The organism is Paenibacillus macerans, from assembly GCF_900454495.1.
Lineage (GTDB): Bacteria > Bacillota > Bacilli > Paenibacillales > Paenibacillaceae > Fontibacillus > Fontibacillus macerans.
Genome location: NZ_UGSI01000001.1, coordinates 1,829,594 through 1,856,548 on the forward strand (window position 1 = coordinate 1,829,594; position 26,955 = coordinate 1,856,548).

Here is a 26,955-nt window from a genome sequence, read left to right on the forward strand (position 1 = left end):
TTAGTAAATGTAAACGTTGACAACTTAAAAACTTATGTTATTATGATTTTGTAAAACGTTTTACTAAATGGAGATGACACGATGAAAAAAGTATTTTACAAACCGCAAGACGGATGGGTCGGCGATGTGATCCCGTTCTATGACAATGGAGAGTACAAACTCTACTATCTCCATGACCAAAGAGCCGGCGGCGATTATGGGAACCATACAACGTGGAACCTGATCACCACCAAAAACGGCCTGGATTTTGAGGATCACGGCGTGGCTTTGCCAAACGGCGGCGAAACCGAGCCGGACCGTAACGCCTATACCGGTTCCGTAATCAAGGATCAAAACGGCATGTACCACCTTTTCTACACCGGGCATAATCCCAACCCTGAGTTTTGCGTGGACGGCAAGCCCTTGCAAGTTGTATTAAAGGCCACCGGAACCGACGGAATCAACTGGACCAAGGACACGAATTTCAAGCTTTATGGAGACGGCGTGATTTACGAGAAGTTCGATTGGCGCGATCCGTTCGTATTTTTCAACGAAAAACGGCGAGAGTACTGGATGCTGGTTACCTCAAGGCTGGTGAATTCCTCGGAAAAGAAAGGAGGGTGCATTGCCCTGCTCACTTCCGATGATCTCGTGCATTGGTGTTATCGGGAGCCGTTTTACAGCCCGGACAAGTACATTACCATGGAATGTCCCGATTATTTTCAAATGGGAGACTGGCATTACTTGGTCTACTCGACGTTCAGCGAAAAGTTCGTAACGCATTACAAAAAAAGCAAAACTACCGAAGGCGTATATACTTCTCCGATCCCGGACACCTTTGACGGCAGAGGATTTTACGCAGCGAAAACGGCCTCGGACGGCCGGCAAAGATATGCTTTCGGCTGGGTGCCTTCCAAGCGGGGGGCAAGCGATTACGGCGATTGGGAATGGGCCGGTACCCTGGTTGTGCACGAGGTGTATCAAAGCGATAACGGCGATTTGCTGGTGAGGATGCCGCAAGCGGTCTATGAGCATTTTAATAGTGAGACGAATCTCATCCCTGAAGCGGAGAAAAACTGCCGCCACGCCGAAAACCAAAGCGGCTTCGAACTGGAATCTCCCGACGGGCTGGCTTACCGCGTTTTCAATGAACTGTCCTCCCAAGTCCTGATCGAAGCCGAGTTTGCGGGCTGGGAAGAGACGAAAGATTTCGGCATCGCGCTGCGCACCGACAAGTTGCTTGACAAAGGTTACTTCATTAAATTCGATCCGTTCCATAACCGGATCGCCTTCGATATGTGGCCGCGAACCAAGCCCGGTTTCTTTCAATGGCAAATTGCCGGCGACAAACCGCAAATGATCGAGCTGGAGCGTCCTTTCCGCTTCGCGGAGCACAACCGGATCAGCATCAAGCTGATTTTGGAGGACGATATTTTGTGCCTTTACGTCAACGACATGGTCGCAATGACCACACGGATCTACAACTTCAAAACCGGGCATCTCGGTTTTTTTGCGAACGAAGGTGCGGTTAAAGTTCAAAACGTTAGGCTCAAGACCAAAATCAATGCTTGACAAAATAAATGATGACGGAGATAAGGGGGTGTTGTCTTTCCAAACCACTTTGCACGATTATCCCTCTGGTTCAGGAAGCCAAGTCACCCGATCAAACGGGATAATCGTGCAAAGCCTCCGAACGGCGAGTCTCGCTCCAGGCCACGGTCTGTTGCCAGCTTGACTGTCAAGCACTGATGATTAACTTTTGAACCAAATTAAAAATGGAGGGGTATTGAAATGGCAAGTAACAGAAATAGGTTAAAGGTCTTCTCTCTTATCGTCATCTCCGCATTGCTTGCAACCGCTCTCGCCGGCTGCGGCGGCTCGGCGGGCAAAAACGCCGGGAGCGGCGCGCAGGATCAGGGAAATTCATCCGAGGCGGGTTCAGGCAAAACGATTACCTGGCTGACGGCCCGGCCGGAGAACGGGGCGATCATTCAAACCGTTCGGGAGCTGGCGGACCGCTATGCGGAAGACCATCCCGGCTTCAAACTGGACATTCAAGTGACGGCGGACAGACCATCCTACTTGACCAAGCTGAGAACGCTCATCGCGTCCGGTGAAGTACCGGAATTTATCGATACGGACGCCGATCCGTACGCCCAGGAACTGGCGGATGCCGGCATGCTGGTCGATATGAAGCAGTTTCTGGAGGAGCAAGGCTTGTACGATCAGTTCTACGAACCGGCGCTGAAATACCAGGAGCTGCCCGACGGACGTCTGTACCTTCTCCCCTTGGAATACCATCTGGAGATGACTTGGTACAACAAGAAAATTTTCGCCGAAAATAACCTGGCCGTACCCAAAACGATCGACGATATGCTTGCGGTCAGCAAGGCGCTTAAAGACAAAGGCATTACCCCGATCGCCGTGGACGGGGTCGATGTCTGGCCTGTACTGCGTTATGCGGCGATGATTCCATTCCGCGCCTCCGGGAACGAATTTGCCCGGAATCTGAGCCAGGGCAAGGCCAAAATGAGCGACGAAACCGGCATGCAAGCGGCGAATTTCGTCGCCAATATCGGCCAATACTTCCAGCAAGGCTTCGCCACCACGGATTACACGACCGCCAAAAACATGTTCCTGAGCGGCGAAGCGGCCATGTACCGGATGGGCACCTGGGAAATTCCGTCTTTCGTGGAAGAAAATCTGCCGGATAACCTGAAGGGAAATGTCGACTATTTCTATCTGCCAACCATGGCGGGCGCCAAAACGCCGGATAACGAGTTTTTCGGAAACAGCGGCATCGGCCTGGCCGCCACGGCCAGCAAGTTCGACGGAACCGCCAAGGACTTCTTAAGCTATGTCCTGAAAAACTACAGCGACGTCTACGTGGCTAAACAGCAAATGTCTCCGCTCAAATTTACGATTGAAGACGAGTCCAAGTTCTCCGAACTGTTCCTGCGGATCAAAAAGGATATGGACAATTACGGTTCGGAGTTTGCCAAGCCTTGGGATACGCTGCTCGACGCCAACACGAACTCCGTCATGAGCGATTTGATCATGAAACTGGCCATGGGAGCCATGACGCCGGAGGAGTTCGCCAAACAAGTCGACGATACCATCGCTCAAAACGCCGGCAACTAGATGCCTGCGTTCAGACAAACTGCTCCCCGCCCGGTCCTCCCAAGGTCCGGGTGGGCAGCTTTCATCCTAAGTTTGTCAATCTAAACTAACGGGGAGATTCTATATGAATGTACTCAAGGACAAAAAGGCATGGCTCATATTTATCACGCCCGCCCTGCTGTTTTATTTGGGAACCGTCTTTGTCCCGATCATTCAGTCGCTGAACTACGGGTTTCAAGATTGGAACGGAATCAAGGACGCCAAGTATATTGGGCTGGGCAATTACATCAAGATGTTCCATGACCCTTATTTCTGGAATTCCGTGCAAAACAACCTGGTGTACGTCGTCATCGTCGTGCTGATGCAAGTGTTCATCGGGCTGTTTTTCGCGCTGCTGCTCTCTTACGTCAAAAAAGGAGCCGGCATTTTCAGAACGTTGTATTATTTGCCGGCCGTTGTGGTCACCGTCGCCATCGCCCAGATGTTCCGCAACTTCTATTCCCTGCAGCCGCTGGGCCTGCTCAACATGTTCCTGGGATGGATCGGGCTCGGCCACTTGCAAAACGCCTGGTTATCCGATCCGCACACCGCGCTGATCGCCGTATCCATTCCCGAAGGCTGGCGCTTTACGGGGATGTACATGGTGATTTTTTACGCGGCGCTGATCGCGATTCCGAAAGAAGTCGAGGAAGCCGCCACCATCGATGGTGTGAACGGCTGGCAGTTGATCCGTTATATCAAATTGCCGAGCATCAAGCATGTGCTGAGCCTGGCTCTCATTATGTGCACCACCGGGGCGCTGCGGGGTTTCGATATCCCGTATATCATCGGTGTCCCGGGTTCGACAACCGAGTTGGTCACAACTTATATGTACAAAAAAGCGTTCTCCACCATCCAATACGGCTACGGCAGCGCGATCGCCGTATTTATCGTCATCGAAAGCCTGCTTGCCGTCCTGATCATCCGGGCCATATTTAATTCCAGGAAAGGAGAAGCGTAACCCATGAAATCCAAAAAAACGGCTTTGTCCTTCCTGCTGTATTTTATTGTGATCGCAATCCTGATCGTGCAAATCTATCCGGTGGTGTGGCTGATGTTGTCCAGCTTCAAATCGAGCATCGAATTGACGACAAAGCCGTTTTCGCTGCCGACGGTATGGTCGTTTGCCAACTATGCCGACGTATTTCGGGAAAGTGACCTGCTGCTGTATATCAAAAACACCGCCATCGTCACCTTCAGCTGTCTGGTGCTGATCATCTTCCTCAGCGCAACGGCGGGCTTTGCCCTCGTCAAAATGAATTTCAAGCTGAATTCGAAGCTGCTGTTGTTCTTTACGGTCGGGATCATGATTCCGATTCAGGTCACTTTGATCCCGCTGTTTATTATGTACAAAGATTTCGGGCTGCTGAACTCGTATCTGGCGCTGATCCTGCCGCAAGTCGGCTTTGCCCTGCCGTTGTCGATTTTGATTTTCACCAGTTTTTACAGCTATGTGCCGAATGAATTGATCGAAGCCGCCGTCATCGACGGATGCAACATTTATCAAGTGTTTTATAAAATCATTTCACCGCTGACCATCAACACGACGGTTACGGTCGCCTCGATCAACTTCATTTTCATTTGGAACGATTTTATTTTTTCCAACACCTTTACGAACGACAAGCAATACAAAACGATCGCCGTCGGGCTTCAGGAATTCATCGGGGCGTTTGGCGCGACGGATTGGGGCCAGACGTTTGCGGCCATCAGCATCAGCATCATCCCGATCATCATCACATACTTGTTCCTGAACAAATACGTGATGGCCGGCGTGTCCGACGGAGCGGTTAAAGGATAAGAGGATAGTAGGATAAGGAGAGATCAACCATGCAATCGATGAACCAATTGTTTGGCAGAATGAACGGAAAAAGCAGAGCGATCACGGCGGAAAATCCGCGCGGCCTGAAAGGCGAAGGCGGGAAAGCCGCCGGCCCCTTGGGCGTCGCCCGGAAGGGCAAAGCCTTTATCCCGCTGGCTCAGGGCGAAACCGCCACGCTCGTTGATATCGAAGGCCCCGGCATCATCCAGCACATCTGGATGACCGTGACCGACCAGACCGAAGCCGGCTGGTTCGTGTTGCGCGACCTGGTGCTGCGGATGTATTGGGACGGTGAAGAATCGCCGTCCGTGGAAGTTCCGCTGGGCGATTTCTTCTGCAATGGCTTCGGGGCCAGAGCGGTCGTCAACTCCATGCCGATTGTGGTCAACCCGGTCGGCGGCATGAACAGTTACTTTGCGATGCCTTTCCAAAAATCCGCCAAAGTAACGGTAACGAATGAGCATCCTCAAGAGATCGAGGCGTTTTTCTACCAGTTTGATTATATGCTGGTCGATGAGCTTGCGGAGGATACGGAATATTTTCACGCCCAGTTCCGCCGGGAAAATCCGACCAAGCTCAAGCAGGATTATACAATTGTAGATGGAATTAAAGGAAGAGGGAAATACATTGGCACCTATATGGCCTGGACCTCGCTGTCCCGATATTGGTACGGCGAAGGGGAAGTGAAATTTTACCTTGATGGCGACCGGGATTGGCCGACGATCTGCGGCACGGGGACCGAGGATTACTTCGGCGGCGCCTGGGGTTTCGTGAAATACGACAACGGCAACCCGGTTGAAGAGCAGACGTACTCCACCCCATTCATGGGTTTCCCGTATTTTGCGGTAAAAGATACGACAAGAGCGCATATTTACGATGGAGCGGCTTGTCCGATGCGCGGCTTCTATCGTTGGCATATACTTGACCCCATTTTGTTTGAAGAAGATTTGCGGGTCACCGTTCAACAGATCGGGCATGACGGAAAAGCGTTGTTCGAAAGAAGCGATGACATAAGCTCCGTATGTTACTGGTACCAGACCGAGCCGCACCAAGCGTTTCCCGCCCTGCCCGGCGTATTGGAAAGACGTCCGCGCTAATCAGGGCGAAATTTTCGCAATTCATATAGAAGCAGGGGTTTAAAAATGGCTAAAAAAAGGGTTACTTTAGTTCAAGTCGCAAAAGACGCGGGCGTATCGCCCGCGACGGTCTCCCATTTTCTGAACGGTAACTTTCAGAAGATGGGCGCGGAGACGAAGGAAAAAATCAGTCTCTCGATCAATAAGTTAGGTTATCAAGTGAACCCGGTGGCCAAAAGCCTTATCACCGGCAGAATGCACACGATCGGGCTCGTCTTGTCCGACAGCACCTATGACGGAGACGGTTACTTTGAGGACTTATACTTCCTCCATTTTGCCAAAGTCATCAAGCAGCAGTTAAAGGCCTTGGGATATAAAATTATCCTGCTCGACTTTGAAGAAATATTCATGAATATCCAGATGGTCGACGGAATCATCGTCAAAGCGACCTTGGACACGGAAAAATTCATGCCCAAATTAATGGACCTCAACGTGCCGGTCATTACGGTAGGACGCCACAACTTATCCTACGGAGCGCATGTGCTGCGCGTCAACGACTATCAGAGCGGTCAAACCGGGGTAAACCATTTGTTATCCCGCGGCTATGACAAGCTGGTCATTTTGACTTATCCGCACGGCCATGTTCCCGGTTTCGACGACCGGCTGAACGGAGCCAGCGAAACCTTGCAGCAAAACGGCAAGCTGCCAACCGTCATCACCGGCGATATGACGGAAACTTTCGGATACGATACCGTGATGAACCTGGCCAAAAGCAACCAGCTGCCGCAAGCTTTGTTTTGTTTAAACGACATCTCCGCCATCGGGGCGTTAAAGGCCTGCAAGGATTTGAACCTGGCCGTCCCGGATCAGCTTGCCGTGCTGGGCGTCGACGATATGCCGACCGTCTCCGAGCTGCTGAGCCTATCGACGATCCGGCACCCCATCAACGAATTGGCCGAGGCCGCTTCCAAGCTGATGATCGAATCCATTGAAACCGACGGCCAGCGCCTCGATCCTGTCGAAGAAGTGTTCCCGACGGAACTGATGGTTCGGCGCACCAGTTGATATTTGAATACATCTCGGCCAGATCATTCAAAAAAACCGAGCAGGGGATACCGTTATCCCCTGCTCGGTTTTTACCAGAATTGTATTTCGACAAATATTCGATTGCCAAAATCAACGCTAAACGGAACCTTTCAGCAAATAACTGACCGCGATCGTATTCGGGCCGGTATGCGAACCTATCGCACATCCCCCTTCAATTACAGCCACTTCCTTGAAATGAATATGGTCGAGCAAATGAGAGCGAACCCTTTCTGCCATTTTCTCCGCCAGCATTTGACCGATGATCACCAGGTTCGGACAAATCCGGTTTTTTTGACTGACTACTTTTTGCAAAATCGGCTCCAGCGCCTTTTCCATTTTACCACGGTATTTTTGAACGGAACGAACCTCGCCCTTAACGATGTTTAAGACTGGACGCACTTTCAGCACATTGCCGATGAGATGTTGTAAACTGGTAACGCGGCCTCCCTTATGCAGATAATCCAACCTATCCACCAGGATTTCGATCTTGACCTTCTCTCTCACATTCTCTATATCCCCGATTACTTCATTTAGGGGCTGCCCGGCTTCAAGCGCACGTGCGGCACGAATAACCAACAAGGCATAGCTGGCTGATAGGTGCATGGAATCCACGATGTGTACCCGTCCGGCCGGGAATTCTCTGGCTGCTATATGTGCGTTTTGATTGGTGGAAGATACCTTGGAAGACATGCTGATATATAAAATATTTTTTCCGGCACTGATCTCTGGCTCGAAAATCCGGTAAAAATCCGCAGGGGACGGAGCAGCAGTTTTGGGAATAGTTCCTTCTTCCTCAACGCGACGGTATAATTCGGCTGTTGTTATCTCCAGGGTATCTTTATAGGTTTGACCCCCCAGGGTCACATAAAGCGGGACGATCCCGATATCGTATTGTTTGATCCAATGATTTGGAAGATCCGATGTGCTGTCGGCTATTAATTTTATGACATTCTTTACGCTCATTACGTTATCCCCTTTCGATACTCGGCCCATACCCTCCTCGACCCTTGTATGTTCATTGTACTCTCGGACGGATAATGATACATCGTCCAAAAGGGTAGGCTCATTCCGTACTTTCGGGCAATAGTCCCTCATATACCATCAGAAAATCCATGTTATGCTCCCTTCAGCCAAGCTTGCCTCGGGGGATATCATACATTCTGGCACTCAACGCTATGTTATCATCTACGTAAATTTCGCAAATCGATCCGTCTATGAACACTTTGATTTCGTAAGGACGATCGGGAATAAGTTCAATCGGACGTTCCAGCTCAACCTCTTAAGGGAACGTTTTTCCGCCTTCTTCCGACTGCATAATCGCCCCCCGGAAGGTTAGGCGATTCCGCTGCGGTTCCAGGGTAACGTAATAGGCCGCATCCAACGTATCTTCCGTGCGCAGCATTAACCCTACACCTTGCGTTTGCCCGGAAAATGAGACGCTGGCGGAAATCTTGCATTGATCCGGCAATTCCTCCCGAGCCGTGCAGCCGGCAAAACCGTACGGGGACTCGCAGGAGAGATTGCGATCCGCAGCGAGCCAATCCCCCGTAATGCCTTGGAAATTTGCCGGAAGCGGATTCTTGAATGCCGCATCGACCGTGTCGGGTACTTTTACGGCAAGGGTACCGTCCGGTCGCTGAACGATTTCATGGACGATCAGGTTCCCGCCCCAATCCCAGGTGTGGTAGTCCTTGCCTCGGGATTTCGGAGGATTCCACCCGAACAAATCGTCGTCTTTCGTGGGATTCCATCCGAATAGATAGCGTTACTCCCCGTCGGACACCGATTTCGCCGCATAGAAGGCCCGGCCGTCGAAGGTATCCGGGGAGTCAGCCACGGTCCCTCCAGGGAACGGCTCATCCGGTAAAACCTACCCAGGCGTTCTCCGGCCGATAGAAAAATTCCCTCATCTTCCTTCCTCCCCAAGTTTCAAGTGATCAAAAGGCGCCGTTGGATTCATGTCAGGCGCTCCCTTCTTGCCAGATCGGCTTCATATCCCATACTTCCAGCGAGGTGACAGTCAGCTTGTCGTCACCCCAGACCTCAAGCCCCATGGCATCCTTACGGCTCGGATACACCCGGGTCGTCAGGCTTTTCAATCCGTTGGCATAGGCTTCGACCATGGAACGGTCCAAATAAAGGTGCAGCTTCAGATTCTCGCCCGGCAACTCCAGCTTGCCGCCCTGGACCCCTCCGCAACTTTCCCCCGGATGCTGCGTCGTTTTCGTCCGATCGACCAAGAGCATCGATTGATTCGCATCATAATACAGCAGCGTTTCCTCTACTCCGTCCGGGGTGCGCCGGACCTTGATTCCGAATTTCCGGGCGCTGCCCGGCTCGATTTCCAATCGAATCTCAAGCATGTCGCCTTGAACCTCCCGGAGCCGTGCATTCGCTTCGGCGAGTGACTTGTCCCGAAGCGATAGACGCTTCTCTCCGCGCAGCGATTGCAATTCCTGGATCGGCTCGATTCCCAGCCGTCCGTCTTCCCGCAAATATACGCTCAGCGGCAAGCCGCCGTTATGGGCCCAACCTGACTGATACTCCAGCTCGGGCGTCCGATCGCCTTGGGCGATTGTAAAGATGATTCTTCTACCGGTTTTCAGATCCACCATTCCGCTCGGGCCGGTAAAGTGGAAATCACCGACGTCAATCAGCTGCGGCTCCTCTTGATCAGGAACGAAGGTCAGATTTTCCTTGTCAAGCTGCCCGATCCAATAGAACACCTCGACATCCGCCCCCTTTCCCACCGGGCTGACCAGCAGAAGATGTTTATTCACCCCTTGCTTGTCGGCACCAAGAGGAAGAAAGACGGGAAGCTCCCATATAGGGCCAAGATAAGGAAACTTCTGCAGATCCGCTTGATAAAACGGCCCTTTGTACGTCCAATTCAACATATCCTTTGAAGCAAACGCCAAGGCCGCTCCGCCTTCACCTTCGATTCCGGATCCGACCAGGGCATACCAGCCGTCATCGTCCTTCCAAACAAAGGGATCGCGGAAATCGCCGAATGCGCCCATGCCCTTTTTCTGCACGATGAGCGGCTCCGGATGTTTGACCCAGCGTACCAGTTCCGAGTCGCCATCCCGGGAGTAGGTGCTTCGGGCCAGCGCCACGCTCTGGTTTGGCGAAGCGCTGTCATTGCCCGCCGTAAAGAACAAGACCGGCAGGCCGTCCGCATCATAGGCCGCGCTTCCCGACCAGATCCCGTCCGGTGCAAGCCCATCCTTCTCCGGCGCGAGCGCCACAGGAAGGTCGCGCCAATGCACCAGGTCTTCACTTACCCAATGTCCCCAATGGATCTGATGAAAGAAAGGCCCAAGCGGGTTATGCTGATAAAATAAATGATATTTCCCTTCAAAATAGATCGGTGCATGCGGTTCGTTCATCCAATGGGCCGGCGGGCTGACATGATATTGCGGTCTGTGCCGGTCCGCCAGCAAAGGCGTCCGGTCAAGCTTGATCTCATCGTATTTTAAGGACGGATGGACTCCTCCGTGGGTAGTATCCAACACTTCCCGATAAGCGGCGGCTACCTCCTCCGCGCTTAGGACCCGATTATAGATCTTAAGCTCGTCGATGATTCCGCTAAACATGTGCAGGCTGAATGCTCTCGCCAGCCGGCTGCTGTGATTGTTTTTACCGATGAGCAGGTCCATGTCCACAGCCTCGGCCAAGCGGGAACCGCATGGCACGGGAGCCGAGGCGATTTCGCTGCCGTTCAAATACAGCTTCATTTCGCCCTGGTTTCCATCAAACACCGCACTAACGTAAGACCATTCATTTTTGGGCAGTTCATAGCCGTCAGGGGACCAAAGTTCTTTCCATTCGCCGCTTTCGAGCCCAAGTTGAAAGGACCAAGAGCCGTGACGGAACATGCCAAGCAGATATCCTTGCTTGCTCTCCCCATTGTAGCGGTTTATGATCGCGGCCAGTTTCCCCCCTTCCCCCCATTCATACGAACGGGGCGCTACCCATACTCCAATGCTCAGCGCTGAAAGATATGCCGGCTCCCCGTCGGAATCGTCCTCATTTAACGAATGGGCAACATAAGTCGAGTAACCGTCGAACAGGAGTCCACTGCCCAATACGCCCTGTCTCCACTGTGGGTCACGCGGTTCGGTAAACTCCGCTTGCTTAAATACGTATTGAATATCATCCCGGGTTTGGGATACGCTCTCCAAAGCTTTTGCTCCGGTTCCTTCGTCAAAAGCCCAATACATCATCAGCCCCTGGTTGTCGGGTACTTGGCTCACGCGTCATTCCCCCTTGAAGGCTGCTCAACGGCACCATTAGGAAAAGGAACGGAATTCAGCGTATGGATATGAAGTGATTTCAATATAACCCGTCCCGAATTTGTGCTTATCCCAACACTCTCGATCGGAGCGTCAGGGAAAATCTGATCCGTCAGTACAACCAGTCCTCCATTTGCATACACTTCAACCGCATTGCGATCCAGCCAGATATGAAGCTTGATCTTTCCATTGTCCGGTGCCAGTCCGGCCCCATGCTCGCAAGCGAACGACGGATGGAAATCGGTCAAGCCCGAGTGCGAGCGGTCAATAAATAGCCATTCGCGCTCAGCATCGTAGCCGATCCTTGTTTCGCTTTTCCCGGAGGATTTCAAATGGATATGGACTCCGTTCCCGGACCGGATATCGATGTCCGCTTCAATTTCCAGCAAATCGTAGTTCGTCTGCAGCGTAAACGGCGCCTCCGGCATGACTGTGACATCCTCCCGGCTCATCGATGCTTGGCGCAGCTGTTCGACTTCCCGGACCGGCCTTTGCGTCAGCACCACCCCCTCGTCACGGCTCGTCAACGACAAGACCCGAGGCAACGTCATCGCGCCTCTCCAGGCCCCGGTTGGCGTCTCGCTGGCATATTTCCAGTTGCTCATCCATCCGATGATCACGCGGCGCCCGTCTTGCTCAGGCATATCCGACCAGGTCACCCCCGCATAGTTGTCTCGTCCATAATCCAGCCACAAGATCCGATCCTCAGGATTGTCATTGATGAATGTATTTCCGTCGAACTCACCAATAAAATACTGCGTTCGCGATCCTTCCGGAACGGAAGGATTATCCCCAATGCTGATGATCAGCACCCATTTGGACCGCCCGCTGTCACCCATCGGCAATTCAAAGAGATCCGGGCATTCCCATACACCGTCATGCGATCCTTCCCCTTTGCCGAATTCGCCGGTTAGCGTCCATTCAAGTAAATTTTTCGACCCATAAAAACGAGCATGGTCTCCCGCCACAAGCACCATCACCCACCGCTCGCTTTGCGGGTGCCAGAACACTTTCGGATCTCGAAAGTCAATTAGTTCATCCTCGGCGAGAACCGGGTTCCCCTCATACTTGTGCCAAGTACGGCCTTTATCGCTGCTGTAAGCCAGGCTTTGCCGCTGGCGCGGCTGTCCGGTCTTTGGACAGGTATCCGCATGGGTAAAGATAGCGGCCAATCCATGCGAACCTTCGAACAGTCCGCTGCTGTTGTTCCAGTCCACCACGCAGCAGCCGGAAAAAATAGCCCCGTGCTCATCCGGGAACAAAGCGATCGGCCTATGCTCCCAATGGATCAAATCCGGACTTACCGCATGTCCCCAATGCATCGGCCCCCATTTGTTGCTAAAGGGATGATGCTGATAAAACAGATGATATTCTCCTTCGTAATAGACCAATCCATTTGGATCGTTCATCCAGTAGGATGGAGTTGAAAAATGAAACCCCGGTCTGAATCTATCCTCATGATGCTGCCTATTTGACTCGATCATCGCGTTCATCTTGTCTGTCGTCGGCATATTTCTCCCCACCTATCGATTGTTTAATTACTTTGCAACTGTGCGTTATAGCGGTCCAGCCCCGTTTGATAGATCTCCATCAATTCGTTCAAGCCCATCTTCTCCAGCGTTTTCACATAGCTGTCCCACTGCTCATCCGCTCCGCCCTCAACAATGAATTTGCCTCTTTGGGTATTTACATATTTAATCAATTCGGGCTCGATTCGATTAATTCTGTCCAGTTCATCAGGCTCAAAGAAAATGCTCGGATAGTTTTCCTTTTCCATATAGGGATCGTAGTACTTCTCCAAATCTTTCACGCGCTGCTGAGCCCGCGGCTCCAAATCAACGACTTTCCCCAAGTCTTCAATGGTAATAACGCCGGGGCCGCCTGCGCCGGGAGCCACTTTTTGCCGAAATTCGCCGGCGGAAGTTCCCTCAGGAAGCGGCAGGTTCACCAATTTTCCGTTTCCGTCTTTCTTAAACACCACATCCAAAGGCCCCCAGTGAATCTGCGCTGCCATATAAGGTTCATACTGCTGATCGATCCATCTCATCGTGATTTCCGGATAACGGTTCTCCTTGGTAATCACGAAGGCCCCCCGTGCCGGACCGCCTCCATTGCCGCGGCCGATCAATTGATCCCCTTTCGGTCCCTTGAGCGGAGACAGTAAAGCATAATCCTGGCTTCTCTCTGATCCGACGACCTCTTCGGCTTCCCACCAAATATAGGAGCCAAGCGTTTCGTCCGTTGTTTTGCCTTTGGCCAGATACTGAGCGGCATCCTGGGTGAAAGACTCGGGGTCAATCAAACCCTGCTTATACCACTTCTCGTGAAAATATTTCAAAGCTTCCTTATATTCGGGTTGTGTAGCGGTAAAGATCACTTTTCCGTCGCGGACGATCCGATGCTCCATGTTATCCGGAAGTCCAAAAGCTCCGAAGATGCCGCCAATGTCCATACACCACTGCATGTGCATGAAGCTTAAAGGAATTTCATCGGCTTTGCCGTTGCCGTTCGGATCCTGCGTTTTAAAGGCAAACAAGGCTTCCGTGTATTCATCCAGCGTTTGCGGCATGTTCAGGCCGAGCTTGTCGAGCCATTTTTTATTGATGACGTGGAAGAAAGGGTTGGTTCCGAGGTTATTCTCCTCCCACGACGGCAGCCCGTAGATGTGTCCGTCCGGCGCCGTGATCGCCGATTTGATGTCAGGGCGTCGTTCGAAAAGCGCTTTCAGATTGGGGGCATATTGATCGATTAAATTCTCCAGCGGAATAATTGTTCCGTCTTTCCCGTAGTTGATCAACTCGTAATCAGAAAATCCGGCGGCGTAAAAGGCGTCAGGCAGATTTCCGCTGGCCAGCAGCAAATTTTTCTTCTCGGCGTAGTCGGTGTCCGGAATGTTCTCCCACTTGATCTTTACGTTGGTTTGCTCTTCGAGACGCTTGAAAATTTCCATCTCGGAATACTCTGGTGCTAAAGCGGCTTTGGGGGATACCATCCTTAAAGTCACCGTTTCATTCACAATTGGCAAACCGGTTTTATTGAAATTCGCGTCCTGATCCGGACTCTCCGCTTGGTTTTTTGAGCCGCCCCCGCCCGAACATCCGCTTAATGCAAACGCTCCGGCCAACAGAAGAATCCCCGCGCTTTTAAATAAAGATTTCATCGTTTACATAACCTCCCTTTTGAACTTTCACCAATTGAATTTCTTTCATGAAACGTCTCCCGGATTGGTCTTATGATGCCTTGCATCGATTTCGCTGCACATCCCCCCTTTCAAGCCCGGGATCCGCATTACCCCTTGATCGAGCCGATCATCACGCCTTTGACAAAGTACTTTTGCAGGAAAGGATACAAAATCAAAAGCGGCAGGCTGGATACAATGATCACACCGTATTTGATCAACTCCGTCACCCGCATCTTCGCCGCGTAGGATTCCACGTCCACCATCATCCCGGAATTGACCTGATTTTGTACGAGAATATTGCGCAGCACTAGCTGTAGCGGGTATTTGGTCTCGTCGTTCAAATAAATCAAAGCATCGAAAAAACCGTTCCAGAAACCGACAACATGATATAGCACCATGACGGCAATGATGGATTTGGACAGGGGCAACACAATGCTCCAAAAAAATCGGGTATTGGAACAACCGTCGATCGAAGCGGCTTCCCACATTTCATCCGGAATGGTCGACTGAAAAAAGGTTCTTACGATAATGACATTAAATATCCCGCCGGCCCCGGGAATGACCAGCGCCCAGATGGTGTTCAGCATATGCAGGTCTTTGATTAACAAATAGGTAGGAATCAACCCGCCGCTAAAAAACATAGTGATCAGCAAAAACCACATGATGGCCGATCTCCCGACCAAATCCTTACGGGCTAACGGGTAAGCCGCAAACACGGTAACGGCTACTCCAATCAAGGTTCCCAACCCTGCGTAAAGCAGTGAGTTGGCATACCCGATCCAGATGGAGGAATCATTGAATATCCGTTCATAGCCATCAAGCGTAAATCCCTTCGGGTACAACCAGACTTCCCCCGAATAAATCAGATTAGGATCGCTAAATGAAGCAATCAGCACAAAATACAGCGGAAATAATACAAGCAGCATCACTAAGGTCAACACAAAATAATTGATGGCGTCAAACCAGACGTCCCCTCTGCTTTTTCTCTTCAATAATCGGTTCAAGTGAATTCCCCCCCTACCACAAGCTGGTTTCCGTCAATTTTCTGGCGACCCGGTTGACGGTGACAATCAGGATGATATTGATCACGGAATTAAACAGTCCAACCGCTGTTGAAAAGCTGTATTGCGCCTTCTGAATCCCCAATTCGTATACATAGGTCGGAATAATATTGGAAGTGGCATAGTTCAGATCGCTTTGCATCAAAAAGGCTTTTTCGAAACCGATGCTCATGATGTTCCCAAGAGCAAGAATCAGCAAGATCACGATCGTCGGCAAAATGCCGGGGATATCCACGTACCATACCCGCTTCCATTTGCTTGCCCCATCCATGATCGCAGCTTCATGAAGCTCAGGGTTGACCCCCGCGAGCGCGGCCAGGTAAATAATCGTGGAGAAGCCGGTCTCTTGCCATATTCCCGACAAAATGTACAGCGGACGGAACCAGCCTTCGTTGGCCATAAACAAAATGGGCTCGCCTCCGAACAAGGTGATGAGGTGGTTCACGATCCCGCTGTTTGGCGATAAGAAAACATTAAGCATGCCGACAAGCACGACGGTAGAGATAAAGTGCGGCGCATAAATGACGGTTTGGATAAATTTCTTGTACCGCTTGCCCAGCATTTGGTTCAGCAGGATCGCAATGATCACCGGCGCCGGAAAGCCGAACACCAGCGACAGAAAACTAAGCGTCAGCGTGTTGCTGATGATCGTCCAGAAGTTATAGGAATCGAAAAAATCAATAAAGTGTTTGAACCCTACCCATTCGCTGCCCCAAATCCCCTGGCTCGGCGAAAAATCCTTAAAGGCGATTTGCACGCCGTACATCGGATAGTACTTGAACACGAGATAGACCAGAAGGATGGGCAGCAGAAACAGATACAATTCGTAGTTGCGTTTAACCTGAACCCAAGTCTTGCGTTTCGCCTGGACTAGGGGTTGATCTACCCCGGAATCGCTTGAATTCACCTTTATGCACCCTTTCTACACAAAATATAGCAATATTGAAACGTTTCCAATTTAATTGAAACGTTTCCAATTTATCAGAAGAAAAACGTCAACCGGCTAACCCGCAAAGTGAATCTGCCGTGCAATGATGTTTTTCTCATGATCTAGAACCGTAAAAAATCAAGTCGTTTCGCCTTGCCTAAATATAACCGGTAAACGATAAACTTCCCGATCCAACGTTTCGCCTTCGATCCTTTTGAAAAGCAGCCTGATCGCCGTACGCGCCATCTCCTCTACCGGCTGCCTGATCGTTGACAATATCGGGTGAAAATAAGGATGATCCTGAATGCCGTCATACCCGATAACTTTTACATCCTCCGGAACGCGAATGCCCCGCCTGCCCGCTCTTTCTATATATTTGGCGGCAAACATATCTGTAATGGCAAAAATGCCGTCCACATCGCGAAACTCATCCAGAAATTGTTCAAAATAGGCATCGTCGTCTACAACGGGGTCCGGCTTCTCATAGACAACATAGTCAACGCCCATTGTTTTCGCCTCATGAACGAAACCCTCTCTCCGATTCATCGTTTCGCTGAAAACGGAAGTGACGCTGCCCAGAAAAGCCGGTTTTCGGACCCCCGCTTTAACCAGCTCCTTTAGCGCCAGACACCCCCCTTCAAAATTATCCGAGGTGACGCATGTGATCTTCTTGTTAAAGTGTCTGTCGATGCTGACAATCGGAATGTCTTTGCTAACATCATTTTCAATATCGTTGTACGTAATGCCGACTATGCCCGCCACTTTGTTTTGCTGCAGCATATCCAGATAATACAATTCCTTTTCGGGTTTGCCGCCGCTGTTGCACAACATGAGCTTATAACCTTCCCGATCCAACTCATCTTCAATGTAATAAGCCAGTTCGGAAAAAAAGGGATGCCAGATGCTCGGGAGCAGCAGGGCTACCATCTTGGATTTGCGCATCTTGAAATTTCGGGCAATCTCGTTCGGGATATAATTCAACTCTTGTATTGCCGCCTCCACTTTTCTGCGTGTCGCGGGTTTTACGGCGCCCGAATTGTTAATGACGCGGGAAACGGTTCCCACGGCTACGCCGGCTAAGTTGGCTACATCTTTAATACTTGACATCTAACCCCCCATTTAAGCTCTTTTATGATACTCATCATAACACCAAATTGGAAACGTTTCAATATTATTTGGAAACGCTTAATAAATTTCCGCCGAAAAAAGGAATATGGAGGCAAGGAAACAAAAACCAATATTACCCGTTATGGAAGCTGTTTGAGAAAAACGAAGTTTATCCACGATCTACCTGATATTCGAAATATATTCCCTGGCCGTTATGCCGTATACGCGTTTAAAATGCTTGTTCAAATGCGATAAATCCACAAACCCGCATGCGGCGACCGCGGCGTAGATATCCTTGTTTTTTTCGATCATCCGCTTGGCGTGCTCCAATTTGCTGTTCAAAAAGAACCGGTACGGAGAGATGCCCGTGTTCGCTTTAAACGCCCGGATAAACTGGAATTTGGTCATTCCCAGCTCCCCGCATAACTCATCAAGTTTCAGCACTTGGTCCAAATTGGCGTAAATCATTTCCTTGGCCCGGATTATGAGGCTGTCCCCTTTACCAAACATCGTACTCATTTCAATTTCGGAAAAATGATCCGCAAGCGCTGCAAGCAGCTCATAACATAGCGCTTCGTCCTGATTGCCGAAAATCGCCCGAACCAGGTTCAATATGCTTTGCTTCAGCCTGCGATTATATACGATCGGGGACGAAAACTTGACGATCTCCTTCAACCCGGCCAGCTCCATAAATAATTTCGGATGGATGTACACCATGACATAATCGATGCCTGTCCTATCCTGGGACCTTCCATCATGCACCTGTTCCGAATGAAAAAGCATCACTCCGTCCCGATAGGACGACTGGAAACTTCCGTCCAAATTGTACTGCTGGACGCCGCGCAAAGTGACGCCAAAAGCGTATTCTTCATGGCTGTGCTTCACGTATTCGAACTCGGACATACTTGCGGACAGCGCGGTGATTCCCGCCGCTTTCTTATATACGAATGTGTCCATCCCAAATCACCCCGTTTTATCTCCATATCCCCAATACCTCTATGGCAGAATAAACCAATAATACCGCTAGAGCAATGTTGGCAACCTTTTGATATTTTTGCAAAAAACGATGCAGCATTCTGCCAAACAACGCCCATGTGACAAATGCCAAAAAAGCAATCACCGTGATCGCCAGCACAAAGGCAAATATACTCAGCGAAGACTTGTAATAGGGCATAACATAGCCGGGGATCACTGACATCGTGAATAACCATATTTTAGGATTTACAAATTGCATGACATATCCGGATCTAAACGTAGCCGCTTGTGCCGCCGTATTCTCCGACAGATTCATTTTGTACACTTGATAAGCAAGGTAGAGCATATATACGCCCCCTATTATCTGCATCACCAGCAAAATTTTCGGCACGATGGTTGCAATTAAGCCGTTTAGAGCGGCGGAGGCGGACAGCAGCATGAAAAAGGCGACAGTCGCCCCCCACATGTATCGAAAAGACTCTTTAAGCCTATTATGATGGGCTATCGATAAGATAGCAATATTCGTCGGCCCCGGCGTAAAAGTGGCAATCACGCAATACGTCAGAAAAGAAATCAAGCTCATCAAGATACCTCCATGCATTTAATACATGCATGTTACACTCTCCGCTTCGTGCCGGTATAGTACGATATTGCAGGGGTAGTAACGCCTCCGCCAGTTCATCTCCCCCGCCCGCTATGTCGTTCGCAAACAGGCCCTCGCCAAATTTTCGCTTGGGGGATCAGGCAACTATTCTATCGGAACGCGGTTTATGAAATAGTTAACGTTGACACCTTTGTTGCAACCTCATGGCTAGTTCAAAAAAACGAACAGGAGGTTTTCGTATTGAGTAAGCGGTTACGCCCTTTTTGGAATCTTGCTCTCGGATTTCTTGTCGGCCTCTCCCTGGTTTGGTCCGCGTGTCTGCCCCTTTCCACCGCGTCGGCCGCAGCCCCCAGGCAAGCGGAAAAGCTTGGCCGGGGACTGGTGGCGGTGAAAGTCGGCGGCGGGGTGTTTGTAAGTTGGCGGCTGCTTGGGACCGAGGAGCTATCTGTGTCATTTAATCTGTACCGTAACGGAACCAAGGTGAATTCCAGCCCGATAACGAACAGCACGAACTATCTTGACGCGGCGGGCACGGCTTCCTCCTCGTATACGGTCCGGGCGATCGTCAACGGAACGGAGCAATCGGCCTCCCCTGCGGCCCGTGTATGGGCCAACAATTATCTTGACGTGCCGATCCAGATTCCGGCCGGCGGCACGACCCCGGACGGCGTCAGCTACACGTATAGCGCCAATGACGCCAGCGCCGGGGACCTGGACGGGGACGGGGAATACGAAATCGTGCTGAAATGGGACCCGTCCAACTCCAAAGACAACTCGCAAAGCGGATACACGGGCAACGTCTACCTCGATGCGTACAAGCTAAACGGCACGCGCCTATGGCGGATCGACCTGGGCAAAAACATCCGCGCCGGCGCTCACTACACGCAGTTTCTCGTATATGATTTCAATGGGGACGGCAAAGCCGAAGTCGTTTGCAAAACCGCGGACGGCACCGTTGACGGGACAGGCGTGACGATTGGGAACGCCGGTGCGGATTACCGCAACTCGAGCGGATACATTTTGTCGGGACCCGAATATCTGACCGTATTTAACGGACAGACGGGCAAAGCTTTAAGCACCATCGACTATGTTCCGCCAAGAGGCAACGTATCCAGTTGGGGCGACAACTACGGCAACCGCGTCGACCGTTTTCTCGCTGGCGTGGCCTATCTGGACGGCGTCCATCCGAGCATCATTATGGCGCGCGGTTATTACACGCGCACGGTCGTGGTCGCCTATAACTGGAACGGCAGCACCTTAACCCGGAAGTGGACGTTTGACAGCAACAGTTCCACCAACCCGGGAACGGCCGGCCAGGGCAACCACAGCTTAAGCGTGGCCGACGTGGACGGCGACGGCAGAGATGAAATCATTTACGGCGCTTTAACCATCGACGATAACGGAGCCAAGCTGTATAACACAGGATTGGGGCATGGAGACGCGCTGCATGTGGGGGATTTGAATCCGAACCGGCCCGGCCTGGAGGTTTTTAAGGTGATGGAAAGCACCAGCGCGCCTTACGGTGCTGCCGTATGGGACGCCGCGACCGGGCAAGTTCTGTGGGGCGTTTATACCGGCAAGGATACCGGGCGGGGCATGTCCGCCGACATCGATCCGAATTATCCGGGGGAAGAAGTATGGGCCAGCGGCGGAGTTGGCTTGTACTCGATTACCGGCAAGAAAATCAGCAGCTCCACGCCTTCGATTAACTTCGGCATCTGGTGGGACGGCGATCTGTCCCGGGAACTGCTCGACGGAGTTAAAATCGACAAATGGAACTACTCCAATAACTCCATGTATAATCTGCTAACCGGATCCGGCGTTGCTTCCAACAATGGCACCAAAGCCACGCCAACCCTGCAGGCCGATCTGTTTGGCGACTGGCGCGAGGAAGTGATCTGGCGCAAATCCGACAACACCGCGCTGCGGATCTATACCACCACGGACATCACCAATTATAAAATTTACACCCTGATGCACGATCCGGTGTACCGGCTCAGCATCGCCTGGCAGAACGTCGCCTATAACCAGCCGCCGCATACAGGGTATTTTCTCGGCAACGGCATGGGCCCGGTCACAAAACCGAATATTTATGTTGTGCCGTAAATAAGCTGAAAAGCCGGGGCGCCACGCGCTCCGGCTTACTTTAAGTTGATTTCCTTATGAAGGGGACAAGGAAACTGTCGCCGGCTCTTGAGCAGCCAGCTCCGGCCGCTTGGCAGGCAACAAATTTTCCACCGCCAAGATTTGATCAAAAAGGCCAAAAACTTCTTCCGTATCGTAAAGATTTTCGAGGACGCTGACTTCCGCCATTAAACGCCCCGAAAGCGTAGCCATGGTGAGCAGCAGAGACTGATTTTTAATCGAAAAATACCTGGAATCCACCATTCCTCCATCATCGGTTCCTTGATAACTCCCAGATTGGACAAGCCGTTTCCCGGGCGCATGCTGCAGCAAGCCGTCGGTTAATCGGCAGCAGATAAATTCGCTTAATGTCATTTTTTCACTTTTGCATTGCCGTAAAATTTCCCTGGTCTCTTCCGGGCTGAAGCAATACGCCTTTTTGACGTGTCTTCCGCCTGGCTCCGGCCTTCTGCCGTGGCTCAGATCCACGGTTTTGCCTCGGCCTCCCGCTTTGCCCGTCACCTTGAACAGAAGTTCTATCACAAAAGGCTGATCGGTATGATTTGCCGCATCTCCTCCTTGCTTAGCGCCGGCCAAAATTTGCCGACCACTCCCTTTCCGTTGCTGAACTGCCAGCAGCCAAGCCCAAGCGGAGACAACATTTAATCGGAGTTGCCCAGCTTGCGCAACTGCAGTGAATCTGTCATCGTTATTAACCATTCCAATAAAAAAGATTTTAATCCAAATAATCCCCTGTTCGTTTGACTATATGGTAAAACCCGTCACCTCCTCCTGGTTTTACTTGACATTTGTATACTTCGGGTCAATGATAGGCACTCGCCAGCCCCCGTTCGGGATTTTTCACCCTAGAGATGGGGACCATGCTGAGCGAACTGCGAAAAGCCGGTGTGCAACCAAGTCGCGCACCGGCTCTCCGCTTTAGAAACAATCAATCCGCCCTCTCGGGCAATCTTATTCCAACTTGTCCAAATCCACAATAAACCCGTTCGTCTTCAAAATATCCAAACCAAGCAAGCCCATCTCATCCATGATCTTGGTATAAAACGGTACGGTCCCACCTATTCCATAAGCTTCGTAAACAGGGTCTCCATTTTCATAAGTAACTCCGATCTGTTCCATGGCATCGGGACTGAATATGGTGTGGGATGAGCCGGTATCCAAGATAACATCTGCTATCTGTATCGTATTTCCGCGATAAGTTACAGAAAGGTTAATCGTCAGAAGATTTCGATGATCATGAATCTTCATAGGTTACGCCGCATCCTGACCAAAGGATCCGTACGCAGATGAATGACGCACTCCTCATTAGAAGTATGATAAACAAGCTGCTGCGGCCCTACGTTAAAGAATTCCCTGTTAGCCTCCCTTTCCGGTATAACCCGAACCGGAGCCATATCCGTTATGATTTTCTTCCCATTTTCCTTCCGAAAATCGAGAATAGACAACAAAACAAATTGATCTGGAAACAGCTCGCGTACTTCTTGCCATTGCATTGCAAATCCTCCTTGTTCTAGGATTTACTTAATAGAAATACGATTGCTCTTATTTTATCATGCTAGGGCTGAAAAGGATAAAATGAAACTCAATTAAAACTGTCTTGCATTAACGTTTAGGTCGTATTTGGCCCCAGTTCTATTATAAGTGTAAATCTTCCAATCTCCGCTTAAGCCGTCTGCAGCGAGCTCTTGATAACTTACCGTTTGTTGTTTACCCGGCCCTAATTCATAATCGGTTAGCAACTCAACTCCATTGCGGCTGATTTCCAAGTAAACGGATGAAGTGGAGTTGTTTTTCACCCCAACCTCCATGTTTTTACCGTTTTCCGGTACGGTTGTAAACGTGCCGGTATACCCGCTGCCGCCCGATATATGAACACCATTGATCAGAATTACATCCGACGGACCATTTGCAACCTGATCATCCGCTTCCGTAATGGCAGATGCTGACGCCGCGAAAGTAAGAAACAACATAGCTGCTGTGAGAAAAAATGCAGGAACTTTTACTTTTTTCATACCCTTAATCTCCTGAAATTTCGAATAAATATGTAATATAAAGCCTGCTCCTTATTATACAAAATTCCCTTGAAATAAAATATGACTCAATCCAGAAAATCGGCGGTATACAGTTGGGTGGAGAAGGCCGCGTAACACTCACCTTTTGGTAAGTACCTGTACTAAAAGTGCATACTTACATATTTGCAGCCGGCGCATTATACTCAGGAAATAAATCAATTTTAAGGAGGCCAAAACCTTGAAAACTCTTGTTGTCGTCACCCACCCCAACATAGAATCATCCGTCATCAATAAGCGATGGGTGGAAGAACTTCGCAAATATCCGGAAAAATATACCGTACACGAATTGTATAAGGTTTACCCTAACGGAAACATCGATCCGAAAAAAGAACAACAACTCATCGAATCGCATAGTAACCTTGTGCTGCAGTTCCCCATTTATTGGTTTAATTGCCCGCCTCTCCTTAAACAATGGCTTGACGATGTTTTTGCCTATGGATGGGCTTACGGTTCAAAAGGAGGCGACAAATTAAAGAATCGCAAAATTGCCTTAGCCGTGTCCGCCGGAATCAGAAAAGAAGATTACAGTAAAGACGGGAGATATCGTTACACCCTTGAACAATTACTAGCTCCTTTTGAAACGACCTTCCTATACTGCGACGCGGACTACCGTTCGTTTTTTGCATTTTATGGCCAAGAAAATGCACCCGGCGGAAATGAGCCCGGTGCAGAACACGCGACACTGGTAGACGAGTTGGAAAATAGCGCGCGCGACTACCTGAATTTTATCGACAGCCTATGAGCAAAGACCGCCGGGGAAGTTCGCACCGGCGGTCTTTGGCTGTGTAAATTTTTGCCCCCAATGCGAATTCAGTGGAAAATAAGGGCAAAAAATGTCGCTATTTCGGCGATACTACCCATATGGAGTGCAATAGAGGTAATTTATGTCCTTATTTTCCCCTGTCGCCAGGAAATGTCCGCGTTCCGGACCTTTCACAGGAAAATAAAGACCAAAAATGCCGTTAATGGGGGTGAACAGGCCTAGCTCAGGAAAATAAGTACATAATGTGCTATTTTGAAGCCCGATGCTCGATCGCCGATAGTGCTCCAGTAGCCGGCAAGTCCTTCAAGCTGTTGTTCTCTCCCCACTCGCACATCAGATTTAACAGCGGGAGTAGAGAACGGCCGCGTTCCGTTAAAGAATATTCAACTTTTGGCGGCACTTGGGGAAATTCCTCGCGCTGGATCAGGCCGTCGGCCTCCATCTCTTTTAACATAACACTCAGCGTTTTAAAAGAAATCGTCCCAATCCCGCGCTTCAGTTCATTATGCCGCATCACCTTGTTTTCGGCCAGCCAGTACAAGATGATCATTTTATATTTACCGCCGATTACGGACAACGTGTATCCAAAGCCGGTGTCTTTTAGCGCCACGCCGGATGGAACACAGGTTTCGCGCATCAATTACACTCTCCTTCAGGTAAAGCTTTCGCCTTAGCTTCGCCTTTGATGTTAAAGCGGTGGATGTTCGTTCGTACGCCAAGCGCCCCTAGCCCCGCCGAGTTTCGGGAGTACGCCGGAGCGCGTGGGAGTGCGCGGAGCACCCGGGAGCGCGCGGAGCACCCGGGAGTTGCGCGGGAGTACACGTGAGTACGCCGGAGCGCCCTGCGCAACCGCCCGCTTACTCCCGCGCAACCGCCGCTTACCGCATTGCGCGCGCCAGCTCCGTGAAGATGACGCCAAGCGCGTAGGCGCCGGCATCCGGGTACCCGAGGCTGCGCGCCCCAACTGCGCCGGCCCGCCCCATGCGGGCGACGATCGTCTCGGTGCGCTTCGCCCCCTCTACGGCCGCTTCTGCCGCCTTGGCCGCCGCGCTCTTCAGATCGTCGCCGGCCGCCGCGCTCCGCGCCCACGAGTCCGCGAACGGAACCAGCGCGTCGATCAGCGTCTTGTCGCCGACGACCGCACCACGGCCGAAGGAGCGCTCGCCCGTGGCCTGGATGCCCTCCACGGCCGCCTGCATCATCGCCGCGAACTCCGCGGCCGAGAGCGCCTTGCGGTCGCCGGCGTATCTGCCGGCCGCACGGAACGCCGAGCCCCAGATCGGGCCGGATGCGCCGCCGCAATGCTCCATAATGACCAGCGAGCAGGCCTCCAGGAAGCCGCCGATCGTGCCCGCGTGATGCTCGATAATCTCCGGCCACTCCCGCTTCAATTGCTTGAAGCCTTTGGCCACGCTCATGCCGAAATCACCGTCGCCGGCATGCGCATCAAGCTCGCAGAACGCGACTTCATTTTCAATAATAATCTCGCTCATTTTATCCGTCAGATAAATGATATTGCGCAGCGTAAACGCGTCGTTCCCCACCTCTGCATCCGCCGGATCGGTCTCGCAGCGGAAAGACGGCTCGCGCTGTTCCGCCCCGTCCGCCTCCGCTTCGAGCGGCAGCGGCGCGAACGGACCGCGCACCTGCAGCGCCGGCGTATCGCATTCCGCCTCCAGATACCGCTTCAACTCCTCGTCCAGCCTCATAAGCGTGACCGAAGCGCCGGCCATATCGATGCTGGTCATATAGTTGCCCGCAAACAATTTAAAAATCGACTGGCCCCGGCCGCGGATCTCGCGCACAACCGCGTTCGCCAGCACATAAAGCTCCTGCAGCGGCGAAGCGCCGAATCCGTTCACGAGCACCGCCAGCTCCTCCTTGCCGGAACCGCCGTCCAGGTTCATGTCGCGGTACAAATCGTCAACCATCTTGCGCGCCAATTCGTCCGCCGAAGCGATTTTCTCGCGGCGAATGCCCGGCTCGCCGTGAATGCCGACGCCGTATTCGATCTCTTCCTCCCCGAGCTCAAAAGTCGGTGTACCCTTGGCCGGCACCGTGCATGAGGTCAAGGCGAAGCCGATGGTGCGCGTGCGTTCGATCGCCTTCTGCGCGGCCGCCTTCACTTCGGCCAGCTCCAGCCCCGCTTCAGCGGCGGCGCCGGCGATTTTGTGCACCAGCACCGTCCCGGCCACGCCGCGGCGGCCGACCGTATACAGGCTGTCCTCCACCGCGATATCGTCGTCCACCTTCACATAATCGACCTGGATGCCGTCTTCAGCCGCGAGATGAGCCGCATTTTTGAAATTCATCATATCGCCGCTGTAATTTTTGATGATCAGCAGCACGCCCTTGCTCCCTGCGGAAGCTTTAATTGCCTGATAAACCTGAATCTGCGACGGGGAAGCGAACACATCGCCGCAAACCGCCACATCGAGCATCCCCCGCCCGACGAATCCGGCATGGGCCGGTTCATGGCCGCTGCCCCCGCCGCTGATCAAAGTGACTTTGTCCTGGTTTCGTTGTTTTTTCTTCACGATTTTGTACTTGCTGTCGAATTCCAGTTCGGGATGGACAAGCGCGAGCCCCCGCCCCATTTCCCGAACCAGCGTTTCCGGCTTGTTAATGATCTTCTTCACGTTTCAATCACCCTTTATGCTTGATTTTCTACCGCTACTAAAATGATCAATGAACGACTGAAATAA

The 26,955-nt window shown here is 51.4% G+C and carries 25 protein-coding genes; 8 read left to right on the plus strand and 17 right to left on the minus strand.

Annotation, left to right across the window (positions count from 1 at the left end; genetic code table 11):
* The first annotated feature begins 81 nt into the window (after positions 1-81).
* The 6 genes from DYE26_RS08370 (at position 82) to DYE26_RS08395 (ending at position 7,098) form a co-directional block, all read left to right on the plus strand.
* Positions 82-1,551 carry a glycoside hydrolase family 32 protein gene (locus DYE26_RS08370; protein ID WP_036623569.1) on the plus strand — a complete coding sequence of 490 codons (1,470 nt, stop codon included), beginning with the start codon at positions 82-84 and terminating at the stop codon, positions 1,549-1,551.
* A 219-nt stretch (positions 1,552-1,770) separates the two neighbouring features.
* Positions 1,771-3,120, plus strand: a complete 1,350-nt coding sequence (locus DYE26_RS08375) for an ABC transporter substrate-binding protein (RefSeq protein ID WP_051985488.1) — start codon at positions 1,771-1,773, stop codon at positions 3,118-3,120.
* A gap of 103 nt (positions 3,121-3,223) precedes the next feature.
* Positions 3,224-4,099 carry a carbohydrate ABC transporter permease gene (locus DYE26_RS08380; RefSeq protein ID WP_036623571.1) on the plus strand — a complete coding sequence of 292 codons (876 nt, stop codon included), beginning with the start codon at positions 3,224-3,226 and terminating at the stop codon, positions 4,097-4,099.
* A 3-nt stretch (positions 4,100-4,102) separates the two neighbouring features.
* Positions 4,103-4,936, plus strand: a complete 834-nt coding sequence (locus DYE26_RS08385) for a carbohydrate ABC transporter permease (protein WP_036623573.1) — start codon at positions 4,103-4,105, stop codon at positions 4,934-4,936.
* 29 nt (positions 4,937-4,965) lie between these two features.
* Positions 4,966-6,054 (plus strand): glycoside hydrolase family 172 protein, encoded by a 1,089-nt coding sequence (locus tag DYE26_RS08390; RefSeq protein WP_082207809.1) that lies wholly within the window; start codon positions 4,966-4,968, stop codon positions 6,052-6,054.
* Positions 6,055-6,099: 45 nt separating this feature from the next.
* On the plus strand, positions 6,100-7,098 hold the full coding sequence (locus tag DYE26_RS08395) for a LacI family DNA-binding transcriptional regulator (protein ID WP_036623576.1): 999 nt from the start codon (positions 6,100-6,102) through the stop codon (positions 7,096-7,098).
* 117 nt (positions 7,099-7,215) lie between these two features.
* Here the strand turns inward: DYE26_RS08395 and DYE26_RS08400 are convergent, their stop codons facing one another.
* The 11 genes from DYE26_RS08400 to DYE26_RS08445 all read right to left on the minus strand — a co-directional run bounded on the left by DYE26_RS08400 (position 7,216) and on the right by DYE26_RS08445 (position 19,249).
* Entirely contained in the window at positions 7,216-8,082 is an 867-nt protein-coding gene (locus tag DYE26_RS08400; RefSeq protein WP_036623578.1) for a DegV family protein, read from the minus strand.
* 163 nt (positions 8,083-8,245) lie between these two features.
* A complete protein-coding gene (locus DYE26_RS34825) occupies positions 8,246-8,341 on the minus strand; it encodes a hypothetical protein (RefSeq protein ID WP_164815198.1) in 96 nt (31 codons plus the stop codon).
* Between the two features lie 57 nt (positions 8,342-8,398).
* Positions 8,399-8,845 (minus strand): hypothetical protein, encoded by a 447-nt coding sequence (locus tag DYE26_RS08405; RefSeq protein WP_051985489.1) that lies wholly within the window; start codon positions 8,843-8,845, stop codon positions 8,399-8,401.
* Between the two features lie 235 nt (positions 8,846-9,080).
* Positions 9,081-11,375: a GH32 C-terminal domain-containing protein gene (locus DYE26_RS08410; RefSeq protein WP_036623580.1), complete on the minus strand. Its 2,295-nt coding sequence runs from the start codon at positions 11,373-11,375 to the stop codon at positions 9,081-9,083.
* Entirely contained in the window at positions 11,372-12,925 is a 1,554-nt protein-coding gene (locus DYE26_RS08415; RefSeq protein ID WP_036623582.1) for a glycoside hydrolase family 32 protein, read from the minus strand. Before DYE26_RS08415 ends, DYE26_RS08410 begins: the two co-directional genes overlap by 4 nt.
* A 23-nt stretch (positions 12,926-12,948) precedes the next feature.
* Entirely contained in the window at positions 12,949-14,574 is a 1,626-nt protein-coding gene (locus DYE26_RS08420; protein ID WP_036623584.1) for an ABC transporter substrate-binding protein, read from the minus strand.
* Positions 14,575-14,702: 128 nt separating this feature from the next.
* Positions 14,703-15,599: a carbohydrate ABC transporter permease gene (locus tag DYE26_RS08425; protein ID WP_036623586.1), complete on the minus strand. Its 897-nt coding sequence runs from the start codon at positions 15,597-15,599 to the stop codon at positions 14,703-14,705.
* Positions 15,600-15,612: 13 nt separating this feature from the next.
* Entirely contained in the window at positions 15,613-16,563 is a 951-nt protein-coding gene (locus DYE26_RS08430; RefSeq protein ID WP_051985490.1) for an ABC transporter permease, read from the minus strand.
* A gap of 159 nt (positions 16,564-16,722) precedes the next feature.
* A complete protein-coding gene (locus DYE26_RS08435) occupies positions 16,723-17,691 on the minus strand; it encodes a LacI family DNA-binding transcriptional regulator (protein ID WP_036623590.1) in 969 nt (322 codons plus the stop codon).
* A gap of 180 nt (positions 17,692-17,871) precedes the next feature.
* Positions 17,872-18,648, minus strand: coding sequence for an AraC family transcriptional regulator (locus DYE26_RS08440; RefSeq protein ID WP_036623592.1), 777 nt, complete (start codon positions 18,646-18,648; stop codon positions 17,872-17,874).
* Positions 18,649-18,664: 16 nt separating this feature from the next.
* Positions 18,665-19,249 carry a LysE family translocator gene (locus tag DYE26_RS08445; RefSeq protein ID WP_036623594.1) on the minus strand — a complete coding sequence of 195 codons (585 nt, stop codon included), beginning with the start codon at positions 19,247-19,249 and terminating at the stop codon, positions 18,665-18,667.
* 321 nt (positions 19,250-19,570) lie between these two features.
* Between DYE26_RS08445 and DYE26_RS08450 the strand changes: the two genes are divergently transcribed.
* Entirely contained in the window at positions 19,571-21,376 is a 1,806-nt protein-coding gene (locus DYE26_RS08450) for a rhamnogalacturonan lyase (RefSeq protein WP_051985876.1), read from the plus strand.
* A 54-nt stretch (positions 21,377-21,430) separates the two neighbouring features.
* Here DYE26_RS08450 and DYE26_RS08455 read toward each other — a convergent pair whose 3' ends face one another.
* The 4 genes from DYE26_RS08455 to DYE26_RS08475 all read right to left on the minus strand — a co-directional run bounded on the left by DYE26_RS08455 (position 21,431) and on the right by DYE26_RS08475 (position 23,427).
* Positions 21,431-21,991, minus strand: coding sequence for a hypothetical protein (locus DYE26_RS08455; RefSeq protein ID WP_036623596.1), 561 nt, complete (start codon positions 21,989-21,991; stop codon positions 21,431-21,433).
* A 375-nt stretch (positions 21,992-22,366) separates the two neighbouring features.
* Complete coding sequence (locus DYE26_RS08465) at positions 22,367-22,663, minus strand: aspartyl protease family protein (RefSeq protein WP_036623598.1); 297 nt, start codon at positions 22,661-22,663, stop codon at positions 22,367-22,369.
* On the minus strand, positions 22,660-22,908 hold the full coding sequence (locus tag DYE26_RS08470; RefSeq protein WP_036623600.1) for a hypothetical protein: 249 nt from the start codon (positions 22,906-22,908) through the stop codon (positions 22,660-22,662). The genes DYE26_RS08465 and DYE26_RS08470 overlap by 4 nt, the downstream gene beginning before the upstream one ends.
* A gap of 93 nt (positions 22,909-23,001) precedes the next feature.
* The gene (locus DYE26_RS08475; protein WP_051985491.1) at positions 23,002-23,427 is read right to left on the minus strand and encodes a hypothetical protein; all 426 of its coding nucleotides are present in this window, start codon (positions 23,425-23,427) and stop codon (positions 23,002-23,004) included.
* Between the two features lie 238 nt (positions 23,428-23,665).
* On the opposite strand from DYE26_RS08475, the gene DYE26_RS08480 reads away from it, so the two are divergent.
* Positions 23,666-24,229 (plus strand): NAD(P)H-dependent oxidoreductase, encoded by a 564-nt coding sequence (locus DYE26_RS08480; RefSeq protein ID WP_036623602.1) that lies wholly within the window; start codon positions 23,666-23,668, stop codon positions 24,227-24,229.
* Between the two features lie 268 nt (positions 24,230-24,497).
* Here the strand turns inward: DYE26_RS08480 and DYE26_RS08485 are convergent, their stop codons facing one another.
* A complete protein-coding gene (locus DYE26_RS08485; RefSeq protein ID WP_036623604.1) occupies positions 24,498-24,887 on the minus strand; it encodes a winged helix-turn-helix transcriptional regulator in 390 nt (129 codons plus the stop codon).
* 241 nt (positions 24,888-25,128) lie between these two features.
* Positions 25,129-26,889, minus strand: a complete 1,761-nt coding sequence (dhaK, locus tag DYE26_RS08490) for a dihydroxyacetone kinase subunit DhaK (protein WP_036623607.1) — start codon at positions 26,887-26,889, stop codon at positions 25,129-25,131.
* Positions 26,890-26,955 lie beyond the last annotated feature (66 nt).

Bases quoted from the DNA above. Each gene is read 5' to 3' on its own strand.
- DYE26_RS08485 (WP_036623604.1), bottom strand. From the start codon at position 24,887: ATGCGCGAAACCTGTGTTCCATCCGGCGTGGCGCTAAAAGACACCGGC.
- DYE26_RS08390 (WP_082207809.1), top strand. From the start codon at position 4,966: ATGCAATCGATGAACCAATTGTTTGGCAGAATGAACGGAAAAAGCAGA.
- DYE26_RS08375 (WP_051985488.1), top strand. From the start codon at position 1,771: ATGGCAAGTAACAGAAATAGGTTAAAGGTCTTCTCTCTTATCGTCATC.
- DYE26_RS08385 (WP_036623573.1), top strand. From the start codon at position 4,103: ATGAAATCCAAAAAAACGGCTTTGTCCTTCCTGCTGTATTTTATTGTG.
- DYE26_RS08475 (WP_051985491.1), bottom strand. From the start codon at position 23,427: ATGAAAAAAGTAAAAGTTCCTGCATTTTTTCTCACAGCAGCTATGTTG.
- DYE26_RS08440 (WP_036623592.1), bottom strand. From the start codon at position 18,648: ATGGACACATTCGTATATAAGAAAGCGGCGGGAATCACCGCGCTGTCC.
- DYE26_RS08435 (WP_036623590.1), bottom strand. From the start codon at position 17,691: ATGTCAAGTATTAAAGATGTAGCCAACTTAGCCGGCGTAGCCGTGGGA.
- DYE26_RS08370 (WP_036623569.1), top strand. From the start codon at position 82: ATGAAAAAAGTATTTTACAAACCGCAAGACGGATGGGTCGGCGATGTG.
- DYE26_RS08415 (WP_036623582.1), bottom strand. From the start codon at position 12,925: ATGCCGACGACAGACAAGATGAACGCGATGATCGAGTCAAATAGGCAG.
- DYE26_RS08470 (WP_036623600.1), bottom strand. From the start codon at position 22,908: ATGCAATGGCAAGAAGTACGCGAGCTGTTTCCAGATCAATTTGTTTTG.
- DYE26_RS08465 (WP_036623598.1), bottom strand. From the start codon at position 22,663: ATGAAGATTCATGATCATCGAAATCTTCTGACGATTAACCTTTCTGTA.
- DYE26_RS08380 (WP_036623571.1), top strand. From the start codon at position 3,224: ATGAATGTACTCAAGGACAAAAAGGCATGGCTCATATTTATCACGCCC.
- DYE26_RS08445 (WP_036623594.1), bottom strand. From the start codon at position 19,249: ATGAGCTTGATTTCTTTTCTGACGTATTGCGTGATTGCCACTTTTACG.
- DYE26_RS08395 (WP_036623576.1), top strand. From the start codon at position 6,100: ATGGCTAAAAAAAGGGTTACTTTAGTTCAAGTCGCAAAAGACGCGGGC.
- DYE26_RS08400 (WP_036623578.1), bottom strand. From the start codon at position 8,082: ATGAGCGTAAAGAATGTCATAAAATTAATAGCCGACAGCACATCGGAT.
- DYE26_RS08420 (WP_036623584.1), bottom strand. From the start codon at position 14,574: ATGAAATCTTTATTTAAAAGCGCGGGGATTCTTCTGTTGGCCGGAGCG.